Here is a 25,741-nt window from a genome sequence, read left to right as displayed (position 1 = left end):
ACAAACCGCATCGAGGTTGCCACCCGATGCACCCGTGGCACCGGGCCGGAATCAGGATGTGGTTTGTGGCGCAAACCATTGGCGCCGGACCGCCCCTGTTCAGCGGGTGGCGGCAGCCGGCGCCAAGTAGCATGTCAGGGGGCCGGGCGAAGGCGTCCGGGCGTGGGCAGGGGGCGACGATGGGACGCGGAATGCGGGTACGCGCGGTGGTTCCGGCCGACCTCACCGGGCTGTTGCCGGGTTGTCAGGAACATCCCCGGTTGGAACGGGAACTGCATGATCCGGCGGCCACGTGGGCGCGCGCGTCGATGGCCCATTGGGGGGTCTGTGGCGTCGCGGTCTACGACGAGGAGGAGCTGCCGGTGGCCCAGGCGTTGATCTGCCCGGGGCTCAACCTGCCTTCCACCCACCCGCTGGTGCAGTGGTCGAAGCTGCCCGATGCCGCTTATCTGCTGGCCCTGGTGACACGCGGGGCCGACGACGACTCCGGCCCGGCCCGGGTGAAGCTTCTGGTGCAGGGCCTGGCCCGTCACCTGCATGGCCAGGTGGAGACCCTGGAGGCCGTGGGGCGGCACTCGGCGCCCACCTGTCTGGAACCGCCCGTCGGGTGGTTGACCCATGCGGGTTTCCAGCCGGTGGATGAGTTCCGGGCCGACGGCTGCCAGCGGTTGCGGCTGAACCTGGCGGGCACGGTGCGCTGGCGCCCCGAATTGTCGCGGGCCTGGAACCTGCTGGCTGGCCTGGTGCCCCGCCCGGTACCGCCGGCCGAACCCACCGGTCGGCAGGGACGAAGGGCCGGCTGAGGCGCCGGACGCGCACGACGTGGGCGGGACGGCAGAACGCCCCGGCCGCAAGGGCCGGGGCGTTCGGAGAACGGGATGCGACTGGGATCAGCGCACGCGGATCTTCTGGCCGATCTTGATCATGTTCGGGTTCTTGACGGTGGACTTGTTCATCTGCCACACGGTCTTCCACGAGGTGCCATTGCGCTTGGCGATCTTGCCCAAGGTGTCGCCGGGACGCACGGTGATGTACTTGGCGCCCTTGACGGCCTTGGCCGGAGCCGACTTGCTGCTGGCCTTCTTCTTGGTGACCTTGACGGTCTTCACGCTGCTGGCGACGCTGCCGGTGCTCACGGCCAGGCCGTTGGCGCGGGTCAGGCCAGCGCGACGGGAGCAGACGGGCCAGGCGCCGGGGCCCTGACCCTGCAGGGTCTTCTTGGCGATCGCGATCTGCTGGGCACGGCTCGCCTTGTTGGCGGTGGGGGCGTACTTGCCGCCACCGTAGGCCAGCCAGGTGGACCGGGTGAACTGCAGGCCGCCGTAGAAGCCATTGCCAGTGTTGATCGACCAGTTGCCGCCGGACTCACACTGGGCCACGCGGTCCCAGACGGTGCCCGCGGCCTGGGCGGGGGCGGCAGCGCCGATGCCGACGCCAGCGCTCATGGCGGTCGCAGCGACCAGGGAAACGATGGTGGAAGTCTTCTTCATGGGAGTAAACCTAAAACAACCTGAGTAATTCTCAAAATCGCTGTGGGTGAACATCGGCCCGTCACCTTGGCAATGTCGCCGTGATGGTCTATGCAGAAGGAAATATGCGGTTGAGAGAAGGCTGAGAATCACTCGCCCACGACGGGCCGTCCAGCCAGGTCCATCCGCACCCGTGTGGGCAGTTCCACCGTCCGGGAGACGGTGCAGTCCCGGTCATGGGACAGCCGGATCAACCGCTCCACCAGGCCCGCCGCCTCTCGGGCGCGCTCGTCACTGCCAAAGGCCACCCGGAAGTCGGCCACCACGTCCTGCAGCCGGGAGCCGCCGGTCTCGTCGACCACCTTGCCGGCGCTGACCTCCACCGCGAAGTGATCGGGCTCACCTCGACGGGAGGTGACCACGTCGACGTCGATCGCGCTGCACCCACCGATGGCCGCCAGCAGCAGCTCGACGGGGGAGAAGACGTCGTCGCCCATCCCCAGCGGCACGTTCACGCCCGCGGCATTGGTGGCCAGGTAGTTGCCGGTGCTGGTGCGCTCCAGTCGAACGCTGCGACGATCGCTCATTGGGACATCTGGTCCGCGAACTTGTGGGCCAGCACGATCAGGTCGGCCCGGCTCAGCCCCACCAGGTCGACGATCAGCACGGCGGTGTCGTCGCGCATGATGGCGCAGCCGTCGCGGTTGGAATCGACGCTGGTGCCGCAGAAGCCGTCGTCGGTGGCCACCACGGTGTTCATCCCCATGTCCGCCATGAACTTCTTGGGATCCTTCTCAGGCCGGCTCATCAGCAGCACCACGGTGTTCTGGCCGCTGCGGGCATAGGTGGCCGAGATCACCGACTTCTTGGTGGTGGGATTGGCCGACGGCGTGTCCGCCGCATTGGCGTCGCGGGAGAACTCGTCCATCTGCAGCGGCGGGTACATCTGCCACGGGGTGCGGGGGCCGCTCGCGGTGACCACCACCTGGGGCTTGGCCGCATTGACCCGCCACGCGGCGTAGCCGGCGCCGGCCACGGCCAGCAGCGTCGTCAGAAGGCCGAGCAGAACCAGCGCCCAGCGGGGAAAGCGGTTGCGGTTGATGGCCGGACCGACCTCGAGCTCGTCAGGGCCGGTACTGGCAGGGGTGCCATATATCGGCGAATTGCCACCAGGAGTGCTGCTCATGTGCTCAAACGTAGTGGAAAGCAACAACCGCGGGCAGCTGCGGCCCGCGGTTGTGCAGTGATGGTTGAGGTTTGCACCCCGATCCCAGCGCTCAGAGGTACTCGTTCAGCGCCTTCAGCAGCGCGCCCTTGGTCTTGGCGCCCTGGAAGGACTTCACCACCCGTCCGCCCTGCCAGATCTGCAGGGTGGGCAGGCTCAGCACGCCCTGCTCGACGGGGATCTGGGTGTTGGCATTGGTGTCCATCTTGACGAAGTTCACCTTGTCACCCAGCTCGGCGGCCAGCTCGTCGATGATCGGGCTGAGCTGCTTGCACGGGCTGCACCAATCGGCCCAGTAGTCCACCAGGGTGGGCTTCGGGTTCATGATCACCTCGTCGACGAAGGTCTTGTCGGTGACGTCCTTGACATTGCTCATGCTTCTCCTTGGGGGCTGTGGTTGGGGCCTCGACCCCTCGACAGGATCGGGGATCGTGGCCGGGTGTGGGTTCTTGGGTTCAGGCCTGGACGTTCTCGTCGGCCAGATCCGCCAGGAAGCGCTCGGCGTCCAGGGCGGCCTTGCAGCCGGAGCCCGCGGCGGTGATCGCCTGACGGTAGGTGTGGTCCACCAGGTCTCCGCAGGCGAAGACGCCGGAGAGGTTGGTCTTCGTACCGTCGGGCTCGGTGAGCACGTAGCCGGCGGCGTCCAGCTCCACCTGGCCCTTGACCAGCTCGGAGCGGGGGTCGTGGCCGATGGCGACGAACAGGCCGTTGACCGGCAGTTCCTTCTTCTCACCGGTCTGGTTGTTCTCAATGGTGACCGACTCCAGCGCGGGCTCACCACTCATCGCGACGACATTGGAATTCCACTCGATGGTGATCTTCGGGTCGTTCATCGCGCGGGCCGCCATGATCTTGCTGGCGCGCAGCTCGTCGCGGCGCACCACCATGGTGACGGTGGAGCCGAAACGGCTCAGGAAGGTGGCCTCCTCGACTGCGGAGTCGCCGCCACCCACCACGACGATCGGCTTGTCCTTGAAGAAGAAGCCGTCGCAGGTGGCACACCAGCTCACCCCGCGGCCGGAGTACTTGTCCTCGTCGGCCAGGCCCAGCCGCTTGTAACCGGAGCCGGTGGCCAGGATCACGGCCTTGGCGCGGTAGACCCGGCCCTCCGAGTCGGTGACGGTCTTGACAGGGCCGGTCAGATCCAGCTCGGTGGCGTCGTCGGTGACCAGCTCGGCGCCGAAGCGCTCGGCCTGGGCGCGCATGTTCTTCATCAGGTCGGGGCCCATGATGCCGTCGGTGTAACCGGGGTAGTTCTCCACCTCGGTGGTGTTCATCAGCGCACCGCCGGCGGCGAAGGCGCCCTCGATCACCAGCGGCTTCAGCTCGGCGCGAGCGGTGTAGATGGCGGCGGTGTACCCGGCCGGTCCGGAGCCGACGATGATCACCTCGCGCACCTCCTGCGAGGGCTGCTCGACGCTGGCCGGCTCCTGTTCGGGGGTGATGTCATCCAGCGAGATCAGGCTCGTGGTGTTCAGGGCGGGTGTGGTCATGATGTCCTCTCGCGCGGGGTGGCCGCGGGTGGTGAAGCTGCGGGAAGCACTCTACCGAGCGCCGGTGGTGCAGCACCGATACGACCTCTCAACTCCGGGGCGTCATTTGGTATTCCCCACCCGCCGCGAACGGCACCCCCAGATGCCGGGGTCACTCAAAGTGGCAATCAGGCGGACACAGAAATCGATACGACACGTTCAAAGCGCCAAATCCTTGCCACTTTGTGCAGGGGGATCACCAGTGGTCTTCCTGAGCGTGGTCCAACGGCAACCCTCACCCAAGGGAGCACCCCAGCCCGAAGCGGCTGCTGCCCGATGTGGACCTGACAGCACCTACGAGACGCGCCTGACAGCCGAACTGGACACCGGGCCCGTCACGCAGCGGCGGTGACGGGCCCGGATCAGTCAAGCGGGTCCTGCCCAGAGGATCACTTGTCGCCGCAGCAGCAGCCCTTCGCCTCGGTCTCGGCGGGCTTGGCGTCATTGCAGCCGCACTCACACTCGGGGCCACAGGTGCACTTGCCGGCGGTGCAGTCGCAGCCACAGGTGCAGGGCTCGTTGCAGGAGCAGCTGCAGTCCGGGCCGCAGGCGCATTCGGCGGCGGGACGGCCGCAGCCGCAGGTGCACAGGCGCACCTCGTCGGTGCCCTTGGCGACGGGGGCCTCGGTACCCTCGATGGTGACGGTCTGGTTCTTGTGGCCGCCGCAGCAGCCACCCTCGGTCTGTTCGGTCATGGAATCCTCCTGGATCAGCGTCGGCAGGGGGTCGAACCATATTCAGGTGACGGACCACTGCCCACCCCGGGGCCGCAATCCTCAACCGACCCACCAGATCTCAGTCCAGCAGCGCGCCCAGGGCGTCCCCACCCACCGGTTCGGCAGTCTGACTGGCCAGGACGGCCATCCGCGGCGCGCGGCGAGCCACGTCCGCCAGCAGGGCCCGCTCATTGCGCGCTCGCTGGGCCAACAAGGGCGAGTGCGGCTGCGCCTTCGCCAGCGAGTTGTTCACCACCCAGGCCCACGGCCGGATCCCGGCCCGTTCCAGTTCGTCGGCCAGTCCCTCGGCCTCCAGCACCGGCGTCGTCTCCGGCAGGGTGACCACGATCACCTTGGTGTGCTGCGGATCCTGCAGCCGCATCAACGGCGTGGTCATCCGCGCCGCCTGGGCGTCGTCCAGATGACGGGTGATCTCGCGGTGGTAGGAGCCGGTGGCATCCATCAGCAGGAGGGTGTGGCCAGTGGGTGCGGTGTCCATCACCACAAAGCGTTGCCGGGCCTGGTTGACCGCTCGACTGAACTGCTGGAAGACCGCGATCTCCTCGGTGCAGGGGCTCTTCAGGTCTTCGGCCAGCGCGGTGCGGCCCGCGTCGTCCAGGCTGGCGCCCTTGGTGCGCATCACCTGCTGCCGGTAGGCGGCGATCGCGGCCTGCGGCTCGATCGCGCTCACCTCCAGGTGGGGCAGCTCCTGGGGCAGTGCGCTGCCCAGGTGCGCCGCCGGATCGGTGGTGGTCAGCAGCACGTCGTGCCCGCGTCGGGCCAGTTCGACGGCGATGGCCGCGGCGACGGTGGTCTTGCCGACGCCGCCCTTGCCCATCGCCATCACCAGACCGTGCCCCTGGGCTGCCAGCTCGTCCACCAGGGCGCGCAGGCCGAGGGCCTCGACGGGCTCTGCCGCGGGGGCCCGCTCCGGTACCGCGGACTCGGGCGCTGCGGTGCTGAGCAGTGAGTCCAGCGCGGCGGTGCCCACAATGTTGACCGGCTTCAGCTCGATCAGGTCGCGAGGCAGCGACGCGAGCGGACCCGTGAGCTGTGACAAGGCGGCCAGCTCGCGCTCCCGGATGGCCCGGTGCAGGGGATCCGGGGCCTCGGCCGGCGCGAGCTCCGGCAGGACGCCATTGATCACCAGATGGGTGGCGTGGATGCCCAGCTCGGCCAACTCCTGGTGGGTGCGGGCCACTTCGGCCAGCGTGGAGCGCTGGGCGCGGCTGACCAGCACCAGTCGGGTGCGGCTGGCGTCGGCCAGGGCCGCCACCGCGTCGCGATAGGTGGCGCGGCTCTTCTCCAGGCCGGAGAGCGGGCCCAGACAGGAGGCATCGCCCTTGCCGGCGTCCAGGTAGTCGGTCCATTCGCCGGGCAACTGGAGCAGCCGGATGGTGTGCCCTGTCGGGGCGGTGTCGAAGACCACGTGGTCATAGCCGGCGGTGGCCGCCGGATCGGCCAGCAGGCTGGTGAACTCGTTGAAGCTGGCCACCTCGGTGGTGCAGGAGCCAGACAGCTGTTCGGTGATCTCCGCGATCTCCTTGGCGGGCAGGAGGGCCCTGACCGGATCCAGGATCTTGGCCCGGTAGGCGTCGGCGGCCTGCTGCGGATCGATCTCCAGCGCGTCGAGCCCCGGCACGTCGGGGATCGGCGTGATCCGATTGCCGATCGTCACCCCGAAAACCTGGCCCACATTGCTGGCCGGATCGGTGCTGACCAGCAGCACCCGGTTGCCGTTGTGCGCCAGCTGCAGCGCACTGGCGCAGGCGACGGAGGTCTTGCCCACGCCGCCCTTGCCGGTGAAGAAGAGGTGGCGGGGAGGATTCTGCAGGAAGAACATGATGCTCCTGGGAAGGTGGCGGGCTGGTCAGCAGCAACCGGTGCCGCCGCAGCAGCCGCCCTCGCTCGGGCTGTCCGTGACGGTGCCCAGAGTGGTGCGTCCCTCGGCCTCGGGCGCCGCGAGCCCGGCCCAGCGGCGCAGCTCGTCGCGGCTGGGGTAGCGGCCGGTGAGCACGGTGACGTCATCCACCAGCACCAGCGGCAGGGCCTCGGAACCGGCGGTGTGCAGGAACGCGACGGCGGTCTGGTTCTCGGCAAAGCGGATCGGGTCGGTGCCCAGGTTGGTGCGCTCGATCTGGGCCCCCTCGGCGGTGAGCGCCTTCACGTCGGCCGTGATGTCCACCAGCGCCTGGTCGACGTCGGTGCCGCAGACCCCGGTGTTGCAGCACAGGGCGGGCTCGAAGATACGGACGGCGGTCATGGCTGTCTCCCGTGCTTGGTGCGCCGATCCCTCGACGCATTGATCAATGTCGATGGATTCAGCATCTCCCCATGGATCGATGACTGTCAATATGACGATGGTCGCTGGGGGCTATCATCTGGGCATGGAATTGAGCGTCCTCCAGGATGAGTGTTGTGCGCCATCGCCCAAGGTGATGACCGTCGACCAGGCCGAGGCGCTGATGCCCTGCGTCAAGGCGTTGGCCGATCCGGTCCGCCTGCGGATCTTCCACCACGTCGCGGTCAGCGGGGGCAGCGTCTGCTTCTGCCACCTGCCCGAGACCTTCGGGGTCAGCCAGCCGACGCTCTCCCACCACCTGAAGAAGCTCACCGAGGCCGGGCTGGTCAACCGCGAGATGCGCGGCCGCTGGGCGCACTACACCCCCCGCCCCGAGGGGCTCGCCGCGCTGCGAGCCCTCCTGGGGGAACTGCCATGAGTCAAGGAGAATCCATGAAGCCCAGTGTGTTGTTCGTCTGCGTCGGCAATGGCGGCAAGAGCCAGATGGCCGCGGCCCTGATGCGGCTGCGCGCCGGGGATGCCGTCGAGGTGCACTCGGCCGGCACCCGGCCCGGAACGAAGATGAACCAGGAGTCCTTGGCCAGCATCGAGGAGCTCGGTGGCAGTTTCGACGGTGAACACCCCAAGCCGATCGATCCCGACCTGCTGCGCCGGGTGGATCGCACCGTGATCCTGGGTGACCAGGCCGTCGTGGAGCCGATCGAGGGGATGCGCGGCAGCATCGAGACCTGGATCACCGACGAACCGTCGCTGCGCGGGATCGAGGGTGAACAGCGGATGCGGCTGCTGCGCGACGACATCGACACCCGGGTACGGGCCCTGCAGGCGGAGCTCGAGTTGATGGGTGAGTAACTGAGGCATTGCGCGTTCGCCCCGGACAAGGGGAGCACTCCATTGCGACACATCGGGGCTCAGGAGCACCAGGACCCAGGGGTGGAGCTCTGGCGAGGTCTACGCCCGCCCTGCGGGTGCCGGGGTCGCAACCCGGGGCACCATGTAGGCCTTGACGAGCAGGGCGGTGATGGCGACGAGGGCCGCAGCCTTCGCCATCACCACGGCGGCCGCGTGATCCATGTTCGCCCCGGTGGTCAGCAGCTCCGGTGCCAGAGCCAGAACGACATTGCTGGCCGCATGCACGCCCGTCGGGGCAGCGATGCCGTGGAAGTGCCAGGCCAGGACTGCAAGGCAGATGCCCGTCACGCCGTGGTTCACCACGCCGATCCATCCGTCGCGGGTGCCGTGGATGAGGACGAACAGGGGGACCGTCACGCCATAGGCCACCCAGGGGGAGCGCACCCAGACGCCGATGGCCTGCGGCAGCCAGGCCCGGAACAGGATCTCCTCGGCGAAGGCGGCCAGCGTGATGAGGCCGACGGTCAGGGCCAGAGCCCCCGGCCGGAAGCCGCTTGCATGCGGCTGGAAGGTTACCGTCGCCCAGCCCACGGCCACGCGGGCGAGCCCCGCGATGACCAGGGTGATCCCGAAGGCAGCCGCCGCCAGGCGGACGTGTCCACGTCCGTACCAGGAGGGCAGAGCGGTGGCACGCCGGCGGCCCCCCACCACCACGGCTGCCAAGACTGCCGGAAGCGCCGCGGCCATGGCTGCCTGGCCCAGCAAGTCATCGGCGCGGTCGCCCATCAGGGCATGCAAACCCTCCGTGAGGGCGATGAAGGCGACGGCGAAGACCACCATCAGCACGACGAATTCGAGGAGCGGGCGCCACCATCACGCCCGGGGCGAGAGTCTTCCGAGCAGGTGAAAGGGAACAGGGTCTTGGATCTCGTTCACGGCATCCACCCTAGCTAGAGGCGTGTCAGCAGCGTCTTGGCCAGGGCCTCGTCCAGCACGACGTCGGTTGCGACCCCGGCCCGCAGCGCCCCCAGCAGTGGGGAGGCCTTGGCCACCCCGGCCACCACGCAGATCCGGCGCGGAACCGCGCGCAGCTGCGAGGGCAGCATCCCGGAGGCGCGGGCATTGATCGGCACATCCGTCCAGGTGCCGTCCTCGCGCAGGAAGACCGTGTTCACGTCGCCCACCACCCGCTCAATGCGCAACTGCTCCATGTCCCGCTCGTCCAGGTAGCCGGCCGAGTAGACATGCGACGGCAGCTCGGACGAGAGCCCGCCGACGCCGAAGACCGCCAGATCGATCTTGTGGTGCAGGGCCAGCACATTGCGCACACTGCGCTCGCGCCACATTGCCTGCTTGGTCTCCGCGAAATCGAACAGGGTGGGTACCGGGAAGGGCACCACCTGGGAGTTGAAGGCCTGGGCGAACTGGCTGATGATGCCGCCCACATAGGGCATCCCCGAATTGGTGGGGCTGGCGGCGCCATTCATCTGCACCACGACGGTGCCCTTGACGTCATTGGGCTGCAGGTACTGCACCACGCTTCCCAGGGTGGTGCCCCAGGCGGTGCCGATCACCATGTTGTCCTTGACCGCCTCGCTGATCAGCTGGCCGGCCGCCCGGGCGACGCGCTCCAGCCGGTGCACGTCGGAGGCGCCGTCGCGCACCGGGACGACGTGCGCCCGCACCCCGAAGTGCCGGCCGATCGTCTCGCCCAGCGATGTGTGTGGCCCTGCGGGATTGGCCAGGGTGATCTTCACCATCCCCGACTCGCGAGCCTGCTTGAGCAGTCGGGAGACGGTGCTGCGGGAGATGTTCAGCTGCCGCGCGATGGACTCCATCGTCTCGTCCTGCACGTAGTACAGCGAGGCCGCCAGGTACATCTCGTCAGAGCGCTCGTGCATCGCCAACCACCCCGTGAGCACGTTTGTTCACTGCCATGGGTCAATTGTGCACTGCGCAGGGTTTTTCTGGCGGGAGCAGTGCAATCGGGGCTGGCAAGCCGATGGAGGATGACCCATGATGGGGAGGGAACCGGCCTTCGGAGGTTGCTGAACCGACCCCTGATCCGGCTGGAAGGCACCCGGCACCGCCGGAGATTCACAAAGAAGTGGAGCGTTCACATGACCGACAGCAAGTACATCCTCGCGATCGACCAGGGCACCACCAGCTCCCGCGCGATCATCTTCGACCACGCCGGGCAGATCGTCAGCGTGGGCCAGAAGGAGCACGAGCAGATCTTCCCGAAGGCCGGCTGGGTGGAGCACGACCCGGAGGAGGTCTGGGGCAATGTCCGCGAGGTCGTCGCCGAGGCCCTGAGCAAGGGCAACATGAACCGGCACGACATTGCCGCGGTCGGCATCACCAACCAGCGCGAGACCACCGTCGTGTGGAGCAAGGAGACCGGCAAGCCGGTCTACAACGCCATCGTCTGGCAGGACACCCGGACGCAGAAGATTTGCGACGCCCTGGCCCAGGGCGACAATGACCGCTACAAGGACAAGGTGGGCCTGCCGCTGGCCACCTACTTCTGTGGCCCGAAGGTGAAGTGGATCCTGGACAACGTCGAGGGCGCCCGCGAAGAGGCCGAGGCCGGCAAGCTGCTGATGGGCACCATGGACACCTGGGTGCTGTGGAACATGACCGGCGGCGTCGATGGTGGCGTGCACGTCACCGACGTCACCAATGCGTCGCGCACCATGCTGATGGATCTCAAGACCCTTGACTGGGACGAGGAGATCGCCAAGGACATGACGATCCCGATGAGCATGCTGCCGGAGATCCGCAGCTCCGCCGAGCAGTACGGTGTCGGACGCAAGGGCGGCTTCCTGATGGACATCCCGATCGCCGGCATCCTCGGTGACCAGCAGGCCGCCACCTTCGGCCAGGCCTGCTTCGATAAGGGCATGGCCAAGAACACCTACGGCACCGGCTGCTTCATGCTGATGAACACCGGCACCGAGATCGTCCCCAGCAAGAACGGCCTGCTGACCACCGTCTGCTACAAGATCGGCCAGCAGCCCGCCGTCTACGCCTTGGAGGGCTCGATCGCGGTGGCCGGCTCCCTGGTGCAGTGGCTGCGCGACAACCTCAAGATGTTCGACAGCGCCCCCGAGGTGGAACAGCTGGCGGCCACCGTCGAGGACAATGGCGGCGCCTACTTCGTCCCGGCCTTCAGCGGCCTGTTCGCCCCCTACTGGCGATCCGATGCGCGCGGTGCGCTGGTGGGCCTGACCCGCTACGTCAACCGCGGCCACATCGCCCGTGCCGTGCTGGAATCCACCGCCTACCAGACCCGTGAGGTGCTGGACGCGATGGAGGCCGATTCCGGCGCCCCGCTGGCCGAGCTGAAGGTGGACGGCGGCATGACCGCCAATGAAACCCTGATGCAGTTCCAGGCCGACCAGGTGGGAGTGCCGGTGGTGCGGCCCAAGGTGGCCGAGACCACCGCACTGGGCGCCGCCTACGCCGCCGGAATCGCGGTTGGCTACTGGAATGGCGAGCAGGACGTGATCGACAACTGGGCCGAGGACAAGCGCTGGGAGCCCAGCGACGAGCAGGAGGAGCGGGAGCGCCTGTTCCGCAACTGGAAGAAGGCTGTGACCAAGACCTTCGACTGGGTGGACGACGACGTCAAGGAGTGAATCCCCGCTGGCTGACCAGGGACGGGGCGCGGCCTGCGGGCTGCGCCCCGTCTCGCCTCTCCCGGGCGATGTCGGCGGTGCCCCGCTGGGGGTGACGAGCCGCGGATGGAGCGTGTCGGGGTGATTTGTGATCAAAGCATCACGCTTTTCCTGTGAGCGGGTGAACGTCTTGTCTGACAGGGATCGGGCGGGATGGGCGAGTGTCGCGGGGTGTGCCTGGAAGGGCCAAGGGTGATGCTCCAGCGTCCCGATCACCCCCGACTATGACTGACAACCTACTCAGGGTGGTGCATGATGGAAACGCACATTTCCATCGGGGGAGTGCATTCCATCAGATTGTTCGGGGGGACAACAGACATGGCAAAGGACGTGCGCGAGCGCATGGTGGCGGGGGCCACCACACTGCTGGCAACCAAGGGGCTGCAGGCCACCTCCTTCAGTGAGGTGATTGAGCTGACAAACACACCGAGGGGCTCCATCTACCACCACTTTCCCGGGGGTAAGGACGAGCTGGTGCTCGCCGCCCTGGCGGAATTCCGCTCCAGGATGCTGGGCGAGGTGGGCGAGGGCCATCCCGACGCGGGTGCCGTGCTGAAGGCCGTCACCACCGCCTGGCGCCGCCTGCTCTCCTCGTCGCAGGCCAGCACCGGATCGGCCGCGGTTGCGGTCACCGTCGCCACCGACACCGACGAGCTGCTCACGGCCGCCTCGGAGGTCTACCAGACCTGGCACGAGTCGATCGCGGAGCAGCTGACGGCCGCCGGGCTCACCAAGTCGAATGCCGAGAAGTTCGCCGCGCTCACGCTGGCCACCGTCGAAGGTGCCGTGGTGGTGGCCCGGGCCAGGCGTTCGCTGGAGTCCTATGACAGGGCCGTCGCCCTGCTGCCGTCGGTGCTGAAGACGCTGAGCTGAACCGGGGGCCTCGACGGCCCGGCCATCGTGGCAGCGGCCACGCCACGCTCCCCGAGCTGGTCGCCTCAACCCAGTGGGGTGAGCCCCAGGCCGTCGGGGGAGTAGCGCGTCGGTGCATTGGGGCCGAAGCTGCCCAGCGCGGTGCGCTCCTCCAGCTGGATCAGCTCGGTGGCGCAGCTGACCTCCGGGAAGTCCCCGGCCTCGCGGATCTCCTGCTCCTGCGCGATCGCCTCGTCCAGCCGGGCCAGCACCTCGGGTGGCATCGTGGGCGTCGGCTCGGAACCCAACAGGGTGGCGACCCAGGCCGGGGCCTGTTCGCTGGTGCCGTGCTGGTTCGTCGAATCCATCGGATGCTCCTGGAGTGAGGGGAGGGAGCCGGCCGGTCAGGGGCTCCCGTGTGGGGTTGGACGGACAGTCGAAGGATCTGGTTCCCATCGTGTCAGCTGATCGTCAAGATGCAACAACCACTCAGGGATCAGGGGACGTCGTGCAGGTGTTCCAGCAGCGGGGCAAGCTTTGCCCGGCCGCGGGAACATCGGGACTTCACCGTTCCCGTTGCGCAACCCAGCATCATGGCCGCCTCCTCCACGGAGTAGCCCTCCATGTCCACCAGTACGATCGCGGCCCGCTGGTCGGCATTGATCCGGGCCAGCGCGTCCAGGATGTCCTGCCGGGCCTCGCGCTGTTCGGCGCCGCTGGTCAGATCCGTCGGGTCGGCCAGTTGGAGCTCCCGGTCGACGTCCTCGGGCAGCGCCTCGGCACGCCGCGACTTGTTGTGCCGGATCCGGTCCAAACAGGCGTTCACCACGATCCGGTGCAGCCAGGTGGTCACCTGGGAGTCGCCGCGGAAACTGCCGGCCCGGCGGAAGGCGGAGATCATCGCATCCTGCAGGGCGTCGGCGGCGTCATCGGGATTGCGCATGGTGCGCAACGCCACCGCCCACAGCCGGTCGCGATGCCGGTGGAAGAGCTGGCTGAAGGCCTGCGGATCACCGGCGACGTGGGCCGCCAGCAGCTGGTGGTCGCTGAGGGAGTCGACGTCCATCCCCTCGGCCAGGATGTTCACTGGGCAACCTCGATCTCGGCGATTCCGGCGCGGTACTTGTTGCCCGAGACCTTGGGCAGGCTGGTGAGGTAGACCAGCAGGTAGCGGGTCTCGACTGCCTGTTCTGGCTTCAGCTCGACGCTGGCGTCGCTGGCCGTGGCATTCGCGATGGTGGTCCACTGCTTCTGCGAAGTGGTCGGCGCCGCGTCGGCGGCCGTGTCGGCGGGCACCCGCAGCTGAACCACGGTGGGCTTGCCCTGCAGGGTGATCTTCACGCTGCCCACCTTCTGCCGCTGGCCCAGGTCAACCACCAGACCGACGCCGGGCTTCAACCGACCCAGCTTGGCGTCGCCCAGGTAGACGAGACTCTGCCAGGCGGTCTTCGGATCGCCATCCCAGGCCGCCTTCACCTGGTTGGGATTCTCCTCGCCATTGCCCCCGTCGCCGGTGGGATCGAAGTCGTCGACGGCGCTGATCTGGATCTTGCCGCCTTCCTCGCCGCCACCGAGCACGCCGGTGCCGCCGTCCTTGCGCATGGCGACCCGCACCAGCGAGATCAGCAGGACCAGGGCCAACAGGCCCACCAGGATCGCCAGCCAGCGCCGACGCGGCGGGCGGGAATGCCGGATGGGAGGGCGGCGCCGGGCCGGGCTGGCCCCCGTCGTCGACGGTGCGGAGGGGGTTGCCGGGCTGCCCGCGTCGAAACCGTCATCCCCGGAAGGACTGGTCGCCGACCGGCCGGGCGGCGGGACGGCGGTGAAGGGCCCGGTGGCCGACCCCTCGTCGGTGTGGCCGATGGCCGACAGCCCGCCGGTGGTCTCAAGCATCGCCGCGTCACCGTCGCCGTCATGGGGCACGACGGGGTAGCGCATCCGTCGTTCCAGATCGGCGGAGCCATCGGCGGTGCCCAGCACCTTGCTCAGCGCCAGCATCACCTGGTTGGCGGTGCGCAGCGGCAGCTCGTTGTGCCGGGGCGCGGGGGACAGGATCTGGTCACAGATGATGTCCAGTGCCGGCGAGACCCCCGAGCGCACCTGACGCGGGGTGAGCCACCCGCGGGCATCCATCGGCGCGGCGGCCATGCCCCAGGTGCGGCGCGGCTGACCGGTTTCGTCCAGCACCTGATCGCGGGCGCCGGGCCACCGGGTGACCAGGCTGGCGTAGAGCACCTTGCCGATCGCGGTCACGTCGGCCTGCTCCCGCTCCGACCAGGCCAGGGCATTCTCGTCGGCATCCGGGTACATCGCGGCCTCGATCAGGAAGCCGACGATCTTCACATTGCCGGTGGAGGTGATGATCACCGTGTCCGGGTTGATCCGCTGGTGGAAGAGCCCCTCCGAGTGCATGGACTGCATTGCGTCGGCCAGCTCCCGGGCCACCCAGGCGGCCTCCAGGGCGCTCAGCGGGCCCTGCTTCAGCAGCTTCTCCAGGCTCTCGCCGGGGGCGAACTCGCACACCACCAGCGACGGTTCCCCGGGCTCGTCCCCGACGACGGCATCCAGCACCCGCAGGAAGCGGGAGTCGGTGGCGAAGGCGGCCTTGCGCGCCGCATCCAGAACGTCGGTGGTGCGCGGATCGTGCTGAGCCAGGATGTGCACCAGGACGGAGCGGGAGAGCTTCTGGTCAAAGGCGCGCCAAGTCAGGGTTCCGCCGCGCTGCGCCAGCTGCTGCTCCAGCCGGTAGCGCCCGGCGTGCACGTCGCCGGCCTTCACCTCGGCGGTGGGCTGGTTGCTGGACTGGCCCTCCGGGACGCCGGTGGCCATCGCGGGCGAGAGGGTGTCCTCCAGGGGATCCGGAGCGTCGGCGGGTTCGGTCGTCGTGGTGGGGTCCTCTGCCGGCTCGGCCATCGGGGTCGGGTCCTGCGCGTCGTCGCGGGAGATCATCGCGGTCGTCTCACCGTCGTCGTCGACGGAGGTGAACAGCTGCGTGGGCGCATCGGGATGCATCGACCCCGGACTTCCCTGCGGATTCTGGTTCATTGAGTCCCCATCACCTGTCGTCACACTCCCGACCCCTTGTCTCCAGCGACGTTAGCCGATCCCCGCCGCTCCCGCTGCACCTGCCTGATCCGGATCGCCGTGCCGGTCAGGAAGACCACACCGGAGGCGATGATGATGATCCAGCCCACCCGGCCCGCCTGGGTGGCGGTGATGGTGAGCTGCCGGGGTGTTCCGATCGCCCGGCCAGTGGGTGTCGCCAGCCGGGCCTGCACCCCAACCTGGCCATTCGCCGACGAGGAGACCTTCACCTTCACCGTTTCCGAATCCCCCGCCCCGACGCTGAATACCGGGGTGTCCGCCACCCGGATTCGCTGGGGATTCTCGCTGGTGAAGAAGATCCGGACCCGCACCGGCACGTCCAGCCCGTTGCGAATGGTCACCGGCACCTCCTGGTCGGCCGAGCTGGTGACAAAGCTGCCCACCACGTGCAGGCTCACCTTGTTGCTGGTGCGGACCGCGCCCACCTGGCCCCGGGCCGCCCCCAGCCAGCGCAGGGCTGCCCGTGAGTTCTGCTCCCAGGTGGTGCTCAGTGCCTGCGGCAGCACCACCTGGGTGAGGGTGGTGGCATCGGGGGTGCGGTCCACCAGTTCGCTCCAGGCCTGCAGATCGGCCTCGGCCTCCTGCAACTGATCGGCCCACACCGGGGCCAGCCCTGCCGGCGCCTGCTCGACATCGGCCGGTGCGAAGGTGGTGTTCGCGGTGGCCTTGGCAATCCGGTCGGTCAGGGTGCTGCGCCGTCGCCAGGGTGCCGCGGCCAATTCCGCGTCGGCCTGCGCGCGGGTGGTGACCAGGGTGACCGCCCCTGCTGGGGTGAGCAACTGGGTGGCCTGCAACCGCCCGGTGACCTGCGCCGGGGTGATGCTCGGATCAGGCCCCGGGCCCCCGTCGAAGGCGTCGGCGCGCACGGGAACCACCGGCACGGTGGAGTCGTCGGCCAGTCGCTGCACAGCCGGCGTGGCACCGGACGGCGTGGCGCCATTGCCGGCCAGCACCAGGCTGGGCTTGACCGCGGCCAGCTCCGCGGCGGTCTGCGCATCCAGCGACGTGCGGGCGGGCACCACGGCCAACGGCAGCGCGGCCAGCGGATGGGCCGCGTCGAGTTCGCGGGCCGCCAAGGAGATCACGTCGGCACGGCTGATGGCGACGGCCTGCACCACGTCGGGGCTGCCGTAGAGGGTGCGATAGGCCTTGCCACCGCGGATGACCGGCTCCAGGGCAGCCAGGAATTCCTTGGCGGCCTGCTGCCCCTGGGCACTGCCCGGCCGGGTGTTCGCGCCGGCTTTCACCCGGTAGCCCTTGGCCATGGCGGTCAGGGAATCCACCAGCGCCGGATCAACCATGGTGGTGACGCCCTCGGTCCGGGCCAGGGAGAGCAGCCGGGCCAGTCGGTCGCGCAACTCGACGGCCAGGTGGTCGTCGGCGAAGACCCCGTCGGAGACCATCGACGGGCGGGAGTTCAGCAGGACGACGGTGCTGGCGGGGGCGCCGAGCGAGGCAGTGGTTCCCTTGCTGGCGGGTGGGGAGAGCACGAACAGGTTGCGCGCCCGGCCAACCGTCCGATTCTGCCCGCCCTGGGGGACGCCGCGCACCTGGACTCCGGCCAGGTAGGCGCCCGGATTGGTCAGCCCCAGGTCGGAGATCTTGCTGGTCACCGTGAACTGGGCGCTCTCACCGGGCGCGAAGCTGGTCTTGGGGGCCTTCGCGGTGCTCGGGAAGGCCTGGCTGCGTTGGGAGCCGACGTCGGTGATGTTGAAGATGTTGCCGGCCTCGAAGGACAGCATCCGGCGGCCCAGCGGGTTGTCCGGAGCGGATTCCAGCACCTCGGTCAGCACGTCCTGGTCACCGATCTGCTCCGCGGATCGCCACAGGTGCACCTGCACCGCGCTCATTGGCAGGTTGGTGGTGTTGGTCACCGTGCCGCGGATGGTCAGCGTGTCCGCCGCGGTGCCCGAGGTGGGGGTGAGTTCGCTGATCGCGACGCTCAAGGCGGCCGGCTCGTCGGCGCTGGCCGGGGTGGCGACGACGACGCCGATCCCCAGCACCGCAAGCAGCATCGCCAGCGCGCCGGCGAGGGCACGATGGGCGAGGGCTCGCGCGGCGGGGGCTGTCACCCATCCAGCCTAGTTGCCCGGCTGTCCACCGCGGGCTTGCCACCACTCCAGAAGAGCCTGGGTGGCGCGCTGTTCGCCGAGCGGGCCCTCGTCGATCCGCAGGTTCAGCAGGTACTTGTAGGCCTCGCCCACCTCCCGCGACGGCTTCAGCCCCAGCAATGCCATGATCTGCTCGCCGTCCAGATCCGGCCGCATCGCGTCCAGCTCCTCCTGCTCGGCCAACACCTCGATCCGCTTCTCCAGGTCGTCATAGGCGGCGCGCAACCGGGCAGCCTTGCGCTGGTTGCGCGTGGTGCAGTCGCTGCGGGTGAGGATGTGCAGGCGTTCCAGCTGGTCACCGGCGTCGCGCACATAGCGGCGCACCGCCGAATCGCTCCACTGCGCCTCGCCGTAACCGTGGAAGCGCAGGTGCTGCTCCACCAGCTGGCACACGGCCTTGATGTCGTCGGTGCTGAACTTGAGCGCCTTCATCCGCTTCTTGGCCAGCTTGGCGCCCACCAGGTCGTGGTGGTGGAAGCTGACCGTGCCGTCGTCCTCGAAGACCCGGGTGGCCGGCTTGCCGATGTCGTGCAGCAACGCGGCCAGTCGCAGCACCAGATCCGGCTGGTGGCCGCGGGCCTTCTCCAGTTCGATCGCCTGGTCCAACACGATCAGGCTGTGCTGGTAGACGTCCTTGTGGCGCTTGTGCTCGTCCTGGGTCTGACGCAACGCGGAGAGCTCCGGCAGCACTCGGTCCGCCAGCCCGGTGGCGACCAGCAGGTTCAACCCCGGGCGCGGATGGTCGGTCAGCAGCAGCTTGCACAACTCGTCGTGGACGCGCTCGGCGCTGATGATCTGGATCCGGTCGGCCATGTCCGTCATCGCCTGCTGCACGTCGAGGGCGACGGTGAACTGCAGCTGGCTGGCGAAGCGCGCGGCGCGCATCATTCGCAGCGGATCATCGCTGAAGGACTGCTCCGCGGTGAAGGGGGTGCGCAGCACCCGGGTGGCCAGGTCCTTGAGGCCGCCATAGGGATCCACGAAGCGATTGTTGGCGACGTCGTAGGCCATCGCGTTGACGCTGAAATCTCGGCGGACCAGGTCGTCGGCAATGTTGTCGCCGAAGTTCACCTCCGGCTTGCGGGAATCGCTGCGGTAGATGTCGGCGCGGAAGGTGGTGATCTCGATCTGCCAGTCGACGCCCTGGCTGGTCTTCTTGGCGCCGATGGTGCCGAAGTCCTTGCCGATGTCCCAGACCGCCTTGGTCCAGCCCCGCAGCAGCTTCTCGATGTCGTCGGGGCGGGCGCTGGTGGTGAAGTCCAGGTCATGCTGCAGCACGCCCAGCAGGGCGTCGCGCACCGGGCCACCCACCAGGTAGAGCTCGTGGCCGGCGTCGGCGAAGAGCCGGCCCAGCTCACCGACGACGGGCGTGCTGGCCAGCAGCCGGGCCATCTGCTCGGTCTGGGTCTGGTTCAACGCATTCGGGGCGGGCTGGTTCTGGGGCACCGGAAAAGTGTACGGGAGGCGGGTCTGGCGCCGCCCCTCGCATTTCTCCAGCAGCCTGTCCCGTCAGTCAACCTTTCTGTCTCATCTGTCTGTCCTCAGTCCAGTTGACTGAGGACAGACAGATGATTGAACGAGCGTGCTCAACTGGCCTTGGCCCGTCGGGCCGCATTGGCCAGGATTGCCAACACCACCACGCCGCCCAGGGCCTTGGCCCACAGCGGGTCGGCGATGAAGAGCAACACCATCGCGGCCAGCACCGGCGCCAACTCCTTGACGCTCCACACCACATAGCCGCCGAAGCTGGGCATCGCCCGGCCCTGGGATTCGGCAACCGAACGCACCATGAAGTTGGGGCCGTTGCCGATGTAGGTCAGGGCGCCGCAGCAGACCGAACCCAGGCTGATCGCGATCAGGTAGACCTCCGGCACGCCGGCGATCCGCGGATCACCGGGCAGCTGGCTGGCCAGCTCGAAGAAGGTGGCGTAGGTGGGCGCGTTGTCCAGCATGGAGGACAGGCCGCCGGAGAACAGGAAGAAGGTGATCTCGTTCAACGGCAGCTTCGGGGCCATCGAGTCCAGGTACTGCAGCGCGGTGATCATGGTGGTGAAGATGCCCAGGAAGATTGCCGCGACCTCCAGGATCGGCGCCCAGGTGAACTCATTGCGGGTGAAGCGGACGTCCTTGCTGGAGGTGAGCCAAGAAGCCACCGCACAGCCGATCATCGCCACCTCGCGCCAGGGCGTCGGCAGGAAGGCCACCGAGGCCACCACGCCCGCCAGCCACAGGAAATTGATGCTGCCCATCAGCTTCAGCGGGGTGATCTCCGACGCATCCCGGGTCAGGTGCGTCGTGTCCTCCCGCGCGATCATCGCCCGGTCCAGCGCGAAGTAGCTGATCAGCAGCAGGGTGTTCACGAACAGCCACTCGGGAAAGAGGGTGAAGGTCCAGGTGAAGGGCACGCCGCGCAGCATCCCCAGGAAGAGCGGCGGATCGCCCAGCGGGGTCAGCAGACCGCCGCAGTTGGCCACCACGAAGATGGTGTAGATCACGGTGTGCGCGGCGTGTTCGCGCTCCCGGTTGGTGTTCAGGATGGGCCGGATCAGCAGCATCGCCGCACCCGTCGTGCCGATCACCGACGCGAGCAGCCCGCCAACGGCCATGAAGGCGGTGTTGTTGCGCGGGGTGGCGCGGATGTCGCCGGCCAGGTGGATGCCGCCGGAGATGATGAACAGCGAACCCAGCAGGCAGATGAAACTGACATATTCGTGCAGCGCGTGCGTCACCAGGTGGTGATGGCCGCTCAGCCACACCCAGGCGGCCACTGGCGCGCCGAGCAGCAGCGCGACGCCCAGCTGGGTGCGCGTCTTCTCCCAGTGGTGGGCGAGCGCCGGCACCAGCGGGGCGATGGCGATGCACAACAGCATCGCGACGAAGGGAAGGATGGCCCACCAGGAAACCTGCATGGGGGACATGCTCTCAAATGGTGGTCTCACCACAGGGCACTGGGTGGTGGCGTGTTGTGCGGCAGCCACGACGAATTTGGTGACGAAACTGAGACGATCGTCCAGCCCTCGATCCAACGGAAGCGCTCAGCCAGGTCAGGTGACAGGATGAGCGAGCCCCATCATGACCGATGGTGGCAACGAGCGCTGGCCCGATCCGCCAGAAGACATGAGGTGAGCCCGTGACTGTCCCGCATGAGTCCGCAGCGGGCGGCGGCCACCCTCCCACGGTCCAGGTGGGTCCCCGACGGGTGCAGCTGCCCTTCGGGCAGGATTTCGTGATCGGTCGTGACCCCGACTGCGACCTGCCCGTCTCCAACGCCCGGGTCTCCTGGCAGCATCTGCGCCTGCTGGTTGAACCGGATGGCCGGGTGCAGGTGCGGGACCTGGGCAGTTCCAATGGCAGTTTCCGGGACGGCTCCCGGTTGGAGACGGTCGAGCTGGACAGCAGGACCACCGTCAAGCTGGGCGACCCGGACGGGCTGGCGGTGCAGATCATGCCCGCGGTCGCGCAGGACTCCGCATCATCGGCCGGCGGGACGTGCGTGCTGGGTGCTGGCCGGACCATGGTGATCGGGACCGACGAGGCGCCCCGGCTGGAGACCATCGTGATGGCCAGCGAGGCCCTCACCATTGGCCGCGACGCCGCCAACAGCCTGGTGCTGGATGATCCGCTGGTCTCCCACCGGCACGCTCGCGCGGTTCGCGTCGGCGACGGCTTCGACATCACGGATCTGGACAGCCTGAATGGCATCCAGCTGAACGGCATGCCGGTCAGGAGCGCCCATCTGGGCCCCGGTGACGTGTTGACCATTGGCCACTCATCCTTCGAGGTGCAGGACGGCCAGCTGGTCCGCAAGGTGCAGCGCACCGCCAGCCTGGTGGCCAACGAGATCAGCTTCACCCTGCCCGGCGGCCGCGCCCTGCTGGACCGGGTCTCCTTCGCGGCCGGCGGTTCCAGCCTGGTTGCCGTGATCGGCCCGTCGGGCGCCGGAAAGTCCACCCTGTTGAAGGCGCTCACCGGCAGCCAGCCTGCGACCGCCGGCCAGGTGCTCTACGACGGTGCCGACCTGTACGCCAACTACGCCAACCTGCGGCAGCGGATCGGCGTCGTGCCGCAGGACGACGTCGTGCACCGCCAGCTCACCGTCAAGCAGGCACTGGACTATGCCGCCGAGCTGCGGCTGCCAGGCGACTACACCTCCCAGGCCCGCGGGATCGAGGTCAAACGGGTGATGGCTGACCTGGATCTGGTCAGCCACCAGCAGACCCGGATCTCCCAACTCTCCGGTGGCCAGCGCAAGCGGGTCTCCGTCGCACTGGAGCTGCTCACCCAGCCCAACCTGCTGCTGCTGGACGAACCCACCTCCGGGCTGGACCCCAACCTGGACCGCAGTGTGATGCACCTGCTGCGTCAGCAGGCCGACGGCGGCCGCACCGTACTGGTGATCACCCACAGCGTCGCCAACCTTGAGATGTGCGACGCGGTGCTGATCCTGGCACCCGGCGGCAAGGTGGCCTACTACGGCCCCCCCGCCGGCGTGTTGAACCACTTCGGGGTGCGCGACTACGCCGACGTCTTCGCCCAGGTTGCAGCCGCCCCCGACCACGTCTCCCAGCGCTTTGCCACCTCCAACCTCAGCCAGGTGCCCGTCGTGCTGCCCCCGACGCCCGAACTGACCGGCGGCGCGGCCCCCGCGCAGAGTGCGAACCGGCAGTGGAGCACCTGCGTGCGCCGTCAGCTGCGGATCATGCTGGCCGACCGCTCCTACGCCGTCGCCACCGCCCTGCTGCCGCTCTTCCTGGCCGCGATGGCGCTGCTGATCCCGGGCTCGACGGGCTTCGGGACACCCCCGGTGAAGGACCCGGGCGAACCGTCGCAACTGTTGGTGATCACCATCGTCGGCGCCGCCTTCATGGGAATGAGCGCCAGCATCCGCGAACTCGTCGGGGAGCGGGCGATCTTCTTGCGAGAACGAGCAGTCGGGCTCTCGCCCCGGATCTACCTGTTCTCCAAGGTGTGGGTCCTGGTGGGGATGACGCTGGTGCAGAGCGCCTTGCTGGTGGGGCTGGTGCGGCTGGGCAAACCGGCGCCGAACGGCGCGGTGCTGCTGGGATCCGGCAGCGTCGAGATCATGCTGGCGGTCTTCCTCACCGCCCTCGCCTCGGCCATTCTGGGGCTCTTCCTCTCCTCCTTGGTGGGGACGAACGAACAGGCAATGCCGGCGCTGGTGATCGGCGTGATGTTCCAGTTGGTGATGTGCGGTGGCCTGATCCAGGTCAGCGGCCGCACCGGGATGGAGATCATCTCCGCCATCGCCCCGGCGCGCTGGGGCTTTGCGATGGGGGCGTCGACGATCGACCTGCAGCACCTGAACCCCACCGTCGACCACGACTGGTTCTTCAACCATGCCACCAAGCCCTGGCTGACCTCGGTGGGCGCCCTGGTGACCATTGCCGTGCTGGGCATCCTGGGCGCCATCCACCGGCTGAAGAAGCAGAGCGCCAACATCTGAACCACGTCATCCCATGAAGGAGACAACATGACGCAGGACTCCCGCCCCTTGGGCAGCAGCTACCGGATGCTCGAGCGGATCGGCCAGGGTGCCATGGGTGAGGTCTGGCGCGGCGTCGACCTGACTGGCGAGCCGGTGGCGATCAAGCTCTTGCTGCCGCATTTGGCCAAGGATCCGGCGATGGTGCAGCGCTTCGTCGCGGAACGTTCGGTGCTGACCGACGTGCATCACCGCAATGTGGTTGAGGTGAAGGACTTGGTGGTGGAGGGCGGCCAGCTCGGCATCGTGATGGAGTACGTGCCGGGCTCTGACCTGCGGGCGCTGCTGCGGGCCCAGGGCAATCTTGCCCCGGCCCTGGTTGCCCACGTCGGTCAGGCGGTGGCGCAGGGGCTGGGTGTGATCCACCGGCACCGTATCTTCCACCGCGACGTGAAGCCGGAAAATGTGCTGCTGGCCGGGGGGGAGGGTCTGGCGATGGTGCCGAAGCTGACCGACTTCGGGATCTCCCGGCTGGCCCCGGAATCGGCGGTGCAGTCGTCGACGATGGTGGTGGGCACGCCCTATTACATGGCGCCCGAACTGGCCGACGGTTCCCTGCCCACCGTGCACAGCGACCTGTATGCGTTGGGTGCGATGCTCTACGAGCTGTGTTGTGGGGTGACGCCCTTCCAGGGTCGGTCTCCGCTGGCGGTGATGCAGGCACATGCGACGTTGCTGCCGGGACGTCCCGAGGGGGTTCCCGACGAGTTGTGGGAGGTGATCTCCCGGCTGCTGGCCAAGGATCCCGCCGAGCGTCCGGTGAGTGACGCCGAGGTGGTGGGCCTGCTGGCCCCGATGGTCGGTTCGTTCGACGGGCTGCCGACCGCACCGCGGCTCACCGAACCGCCCGCGGGAAGCCGCGTCGAACACACCGGCACGACGGTGCTGCCGGCGGCCGCCGCAGCCGCAGCGGTTGGTGCCGCGGCAGCAGCCGGGGACACCCGACTGGCCCCGCTGCCCCACACCGACACGGTGCTCACCCCACCCGGCTGGAATCCCGCATCATCCGGCGCACCGCTGGGCACCCCGTTGCCCGGCTTCCAGAGCAATCCCGCCATGAGCGGCGGACAGTTCGGTTACCAGACGGGTCAGCCGGGCATGTCGCAGCCGGGAATGTCCGGGCAGTCCGGCTTCCCGATGGGGCCCCAGACCGGCTATCCGCAGGGACCGGGTGGGTCCGGCATTGGCTGGAACTATGGCCCGACGGGTGCCACGGCGGCCCCGGCCCCGGAGAAGAAGCGTGGCGGGCTGGTGGCGTTGGCGCTGCTGCCCCTGGTGGCCCTCGCCGCGGGCGGGATCTGGTACCTGACCGCGGGCCAGGAGAAGGCGGCCACGCCAGCGGCACCCAGTCCCACCACCCAGGCCACCACGCAGGCCGCGGCGCCCACCCAGACCGCCAACGCCCAGACCCAACCAGCCGCGACGGTGACTGCCCAGTCCACCGTCACGGCGCAGTCCACCGTCACCGTGCAGCAGACCACTCAGGAGCAGGTGCCAATCACCCAGCCGGCACCCGTCGGCAGGTGGCTGCTGGTGCTGGAGTCTTTGGAGAAGGAGAAGTACTCCTACGGCGACGCCGTGGCCAAGGCCGGGGCCCTGTCCTCGTCGGGCGCCACGGTGCACGTCACGGACAGCGACTCGACGCCCGGGCTGCACGGCGGGTACTGGGCCCTGACCGTGCAGTCCTTCGACACTCGGGACCAGGCGGTGGCGATGTGCGAGCAGGTGGGCCGTCCGGTGGGCGACCGGTGTTACCCGCGACTTGTGGGGTAGTGGACCAACGGACAGGGGAGAGGCTTCAACGATGAACCAGAACAACGGGTCGCGCAATCTGCTGCTGGGTCTGCTGCTGGTGGTGATGGCGGCGGGTGCGGTGATGGTCGCCTTCCCCACGCAGATTCGCGAGCTGTTCGGGAAGGCGGACGATCCGGTGGCTGCCAGCCCGGCAACCACCGTCGGAACCACGGCACCAACAGGGAACCAGCCGACCCAGGCTGCGGCCCCCGCGACGGTCGTCACCACCGTCTCTGCCGCGGCTCCGGCGCCCAGCGTCGTGACCGTCACGGCGCAGGCCCCGCAGACCACCCAGATCCCCAACCATGTTGGGCGGGCGGGGGTGCGTGGCACCTGCGGCGCCAACGGCAAGGGCGACTGCTACATCTCGCTGCGCGCCCAGCCAAGCAGCACCAGCGCAGAGCTGGGCCGGGTGCCTGAGGGTGGGCACGTCTCCATCGTCTGCCAGGTCTACGGCAGCACCGTGAAGTCGTCGGTCTACGGCAGCAGCAATGTCTGGACCCGCACCCTGGAGGGCGCCTATGTGGCCAACATCTTCCTGGAGGCCGACGGGTTGAGCCAGACCGAGGTGACCCACGCATGCTGACCATCTTCAGCACA

24 protein-coding genes are annotated in these 25,741 nt (G+C 68.5%); 8 read left to right on the top strand and 16 right to left on the bottom strand.

The window, feature by feature from the left end:
- Positions 1-179 precede the first annotated feature (179 nt).
- On the top strand, positions 180-803 hold the full coding sequence (locus tag AAEX57_RS07885; RefSeq protein WP_342091795.1) for a hypothetical protein: 624 nt from the start codon (positions 180-182) through the stop codon (positions 801-803).
- Positions 804-890: 87 nt separating this feature from the next.
- Here the strand turns inward: AAEX57_RS07885 and AAEX57_RS07880 are convergent, their stop codons facing one another.
- From AAEX57_RS07880 to arsD, 8 genes are all read right to left on the bottom strand, one after another.
- Complete coding sequence (locus tag AAEX57_RS07880; RefSeq protein WP_342091794.1) at positions 891-1,490, bottom strand: transglycosylase family protein; 600 nt, start codon at positions 1,488-1,490, stop codon at positions 891-893.
- 128 nt (positions 1,491-1,618) lie between these two features.
- On the bottom strand, positions 1,619-2,056 hold the full coding sequence (locus AAEX57_RS07875) for an OsmC family protein (RefSeq protein WP_342091793.1): 438 nt from the start codon (positions 2,054-2,056) through the stop codon (positions 1,619-1,621).
- Complete coding sequence (locus AAEX57_RS07870) at positions 2,053-2,655, bottom strand: hypothetical protein (RefSeq protein WP_342091792.1); 603 nt, start codon at positions 2,653-2,655, stop codon at positions 2,053-2,055. The genes AAEX57_RS07875 and AAEX57_RS07870 overlap by 4 nt, the downstream gene beginning before the upstream one ends.
- Positions 2,656-2,746: 91 nt before the next feature.
- Positions 2,747-3,070, bottom strand: coding sequence for a thioredoxin (gene trxA / locus AAEX57_RS07865; RefSeq protein ID WP_342091791.1), 324 nt, complete (start codon positions 3,068-3,070; stop codon positions 2,747-2,749).
- 79 nt (positions 3,071-3,149) lie between these two features.
- Positions 3,150-4,187, bottom strand: a complete 1,038-nt coding sequence (trxB, locus tag AAEX57_RS07860) for a thioredoxin-disulfide reductase (RefSeq protein WP_342091790.1) — start codon at positions 4,185-4,187, stop codon at positions 3,150-3,152.
- Positions 4,188-4,615: 428 nt separating this feature from the next.
- The gene (locus AAEX57_RS07855; RefSeq protein WP_342091789.1) at positions 4,616-4,921 is read right to left on the bottom strand and encodes a hypothetical protein; all 306 of its coding nucleotides are present in this window, start codon (positions 4,919-4,921) and stop codon (positions 4,616-4,618) included.
- Positions 4,922-5,021: 100 nt separating this feature from the next.
- The gene (arsA, locus tag AAEX57_RS07850) at positions 5,022-6,785 is read right to left on the bottom strand and encodes an arsenical pump-driving ATPase (RefSeq protein ID WP_446721115.1); all 1,764 of its coding nucleotides are present in this window, start codon (positions 6,783-6,785) and stop codon (positions 5,022-5,024) included.
- A gap of 27 nt (positions 6,786-6,812) precedes the next feature.
- On the bottom strand, positions 6,813-7,205 hold the full coding sequence (gene arsD, locus AAEX57_RS07845) for an arsenite efflux transporter metallochaperone ArsD (protein WP_342091788.1): 393 nt from the start codon (positions 7,203-7,205) through the stop codon (positions 6,813-6,815).
- A 124-nt stretch (positions 7,206-7,329) separates the two neighbouring features.
- Here arsD and AAEX57_RS07840 point away from each other — a divergent pair, with 124 nt between their 5' ends.
- Together AAEX57_RS07840 and AAEX57_RS07835 are read left to right on the top strand one after the other, a co-directional pair.
- Complete coding sequence (locus AAEX57_RS07840) at positions 7,330-7,662, top strand: ArsR/SmtB family transcription factor (protein WP_342091787.1); 333 nt, start codon at positions 7,330-7,332, stop codon at positions 7,660-7,662.
- Between the two features lie 14 nt (positions 7,663-7,676).
- On the top strand, positions 7,677-8,096 hold the full coding sequence (locus AAEX57_RS07835) for an arsenate-mycothiol transferase ArsC (protein ID WP_342091786.1): 420 nt from the start codon (positions 7,677-7,679) through the stop codon (positions 8,094-8,096).
- Between the two features lie 99 nt (positions 8,097-8,195).
- Here the strand turns inward: AAEX57_RS07835 and AAEX57_RS07830 are convergent, their stop codons facing one another.
- Together AAEX57_RS07830 and AAEX57_RS07825 are read right to left on the bottom strand one after the other, a co-directional pair.
- Entirely contained in the window at positions 8,196-8,936 is a 741-nt protein-coding gene (locus AAEX57_RS07830) for a CPBP family intramembrane glutamic endopeptidase (RefSeq protein WP_342091834.1), read from the bottom strand.
- 110 nt (positions 8,937-9,046) lie between these two features.
- On the bottom strand, positions 9,047-9,997 hold the full coding sequence (locus tag AAEX57_RS07825) for a sugar-binding transcriptional regulator (protein WP_342091785.1): 951 nt from the start codon (positions 9,995-9,997) through the stop codon (positions 9,047-9,049).
- A 219-nt stretch (positions 9,998-10,216) separates the two neighbouring features.
- Between AAEX57_RS07825 and glpK the strand changes: the two genes are divergently transcribed.
- Positions 10,217-11,737 carry a glycerol kinase GlpK gene (gene glpK / locus AAEX57_RS07820; RefSeq protein ID WP_342091784.1) on the top strand — a complete coding sequence of 507 codons (1,521 nt, stop codon included), beginning with the start codon at positions 10,217-10,219 and terminating at the stop codon, positions 11,735-11,737.
- Between the two features lie 357 nt (positions 11,738-12,094).
- A complete protein-coding gene (locus tag AAEX57_RS07815) occupies positions 12,095-12,649 on the top strand; it encodes a TetR/AcrR family transcriptional regulator (protein WP_342091783.1) in 555 nt (184 codons plus the stop codon).
- Positions 12,650-12,714: 65 nt separating this feature from the next.
- On the opposite strand, the gene AAEX57_RS07810 is transcribed toward AAEX57_RS07815, so the two are convergent.
- The 6 genes from AAEX57_RS07810 to AAEX57_RS07785 all read right to left on the bottom strand — a co-directional run bounded on the left by AAEX57_RS07810 (position 12,715) and on the right by AAEX57_RS07785 (position 20,762).
- Complete coding sequence (locus AAEX57_RS07810; protein ID WP_342091782.1) at positions 12,715-12,996, bottom strand: hypothetical protein; 282 nt, start codon at positions 12,994-12,996, stop codon at positions 12,715-12,717.
- Between the two features lie 128 nt (positions 12,997-13,124).
- A complete protein-coding gene (gene sigM / locus AAEX57_RS07805; protein ID WP_342091781.1) occupies positions 13,125-13,715 on the bottom strand; it encodes an RNA polymerase sigma factor SigM in 591 nt (196 codons plus the stop codon).
- A complete protein-coding gene (locus AAEX57_RS07800) occupies positions 13,712-15,673 on the bottom strand; it encodes a protein kinase family protein (protein WP_342097772.1) in 1,962 nt (653 codons plus the stop codon). Before AAEX57_RS07800 ends, sigM begins: the two co-directional genes overlap by 4 nt.
- Positions 15,674-15,693: 20 nt before the next feature.
- Positions 15,694-17,805 (bottom strand): DUF6049 family protein, encoded by a 2,112-nt coding sequence (locus AAEX57_RS07795; protein ID WP_342091779.1) that lies wholly within the window; start codon positions 17,803-17,805, stop codon positions 15,694-15,696.
- 9 nt (positions 17,806-17,814) lie between these two features.
- Positions 17,815-19,236 carry a CCA tRNA nucleotidyltransferase gene (locus AAEX57_RS07790; protein WP_342091833.1) on the bottom strand — a complete coding sequence of 474 codons (1,422 nt, stop codon included), beginning with the start codon at positions 19,234-19,236 and terminating at the stop codon, positions 17,815-17,817.
- Positions 19,237-19,430: 194 nt separating this feature from the next.
- On the bottom strand, positions 19,431-20,762 hold the full coding sequence (locus AAEX57_RS07785) for a sodium:proton antiporter (protein WP_342091778.1): 1,332 nt from the start codon (positions 20,760-20,762) through the stop codon (positions 19,431-19,433).
- A 212-nt stretch (positions 20,763-20,974) separates the two neighbouring features.
- Between AAEX57_RS07785 and AAEX57_RS07780 the strand changes: the two genes are divergently transcribed.
- The 3 genes from AAEX57_RS07780 to AAEX57_RS07770 are packed head-to-tail and all read left to right on the top strand — an operon-like array spanning position 20,975 to position 25,727.
- Entirely contained in the window at positions 20,975-23,308 is a 2,334-nt protein-coding gene (locus AAEX57_RS07780; RefSeq protein ID WP_342091777.1) for an ATP-binding cassette domain-containing protein, read from the top strand.
- Between the two features lie 27 nt (positions 23,309-23,335).
- Positions 23,336-25,120, top strand: coding sequence for a serine/threonine-protein kinase (locus AAEX57_RS07775; protein WP_342091776.1), 1,785 nt, complete (start codon positions 23,336-23,338; stop codon positions 25,118-25,120).
- Between the two features lie 31 nt (positions 25,121-25,151).
- A complete protein-coding gene (locus tag AAEX57_RS07770) occupies positions 25,152-25,727 on the top strand; it encodes a hypothetical protein (RefSeq protein ID WP_342091775.1) in 576 nt (191 codons plus the stop codon).
- Positions 25,728-25,741 lie beyond the last annotated feature (14 nt).

The organism is Luteococcus sp. H91, assembly GCF_038433135.1.
In the GTDB taxonomy this organism is placed as follows: Bacteria; Actinomycetota; Actinomycetes; order Propionibacteriales; family Propionibacteriaceae; genus Luteococcus.
The sequence above is the reverse complement of the archived record's forward strand: the minus strand, read 5'-3'. Positions and strand labels throughout refer to the sequence as shown.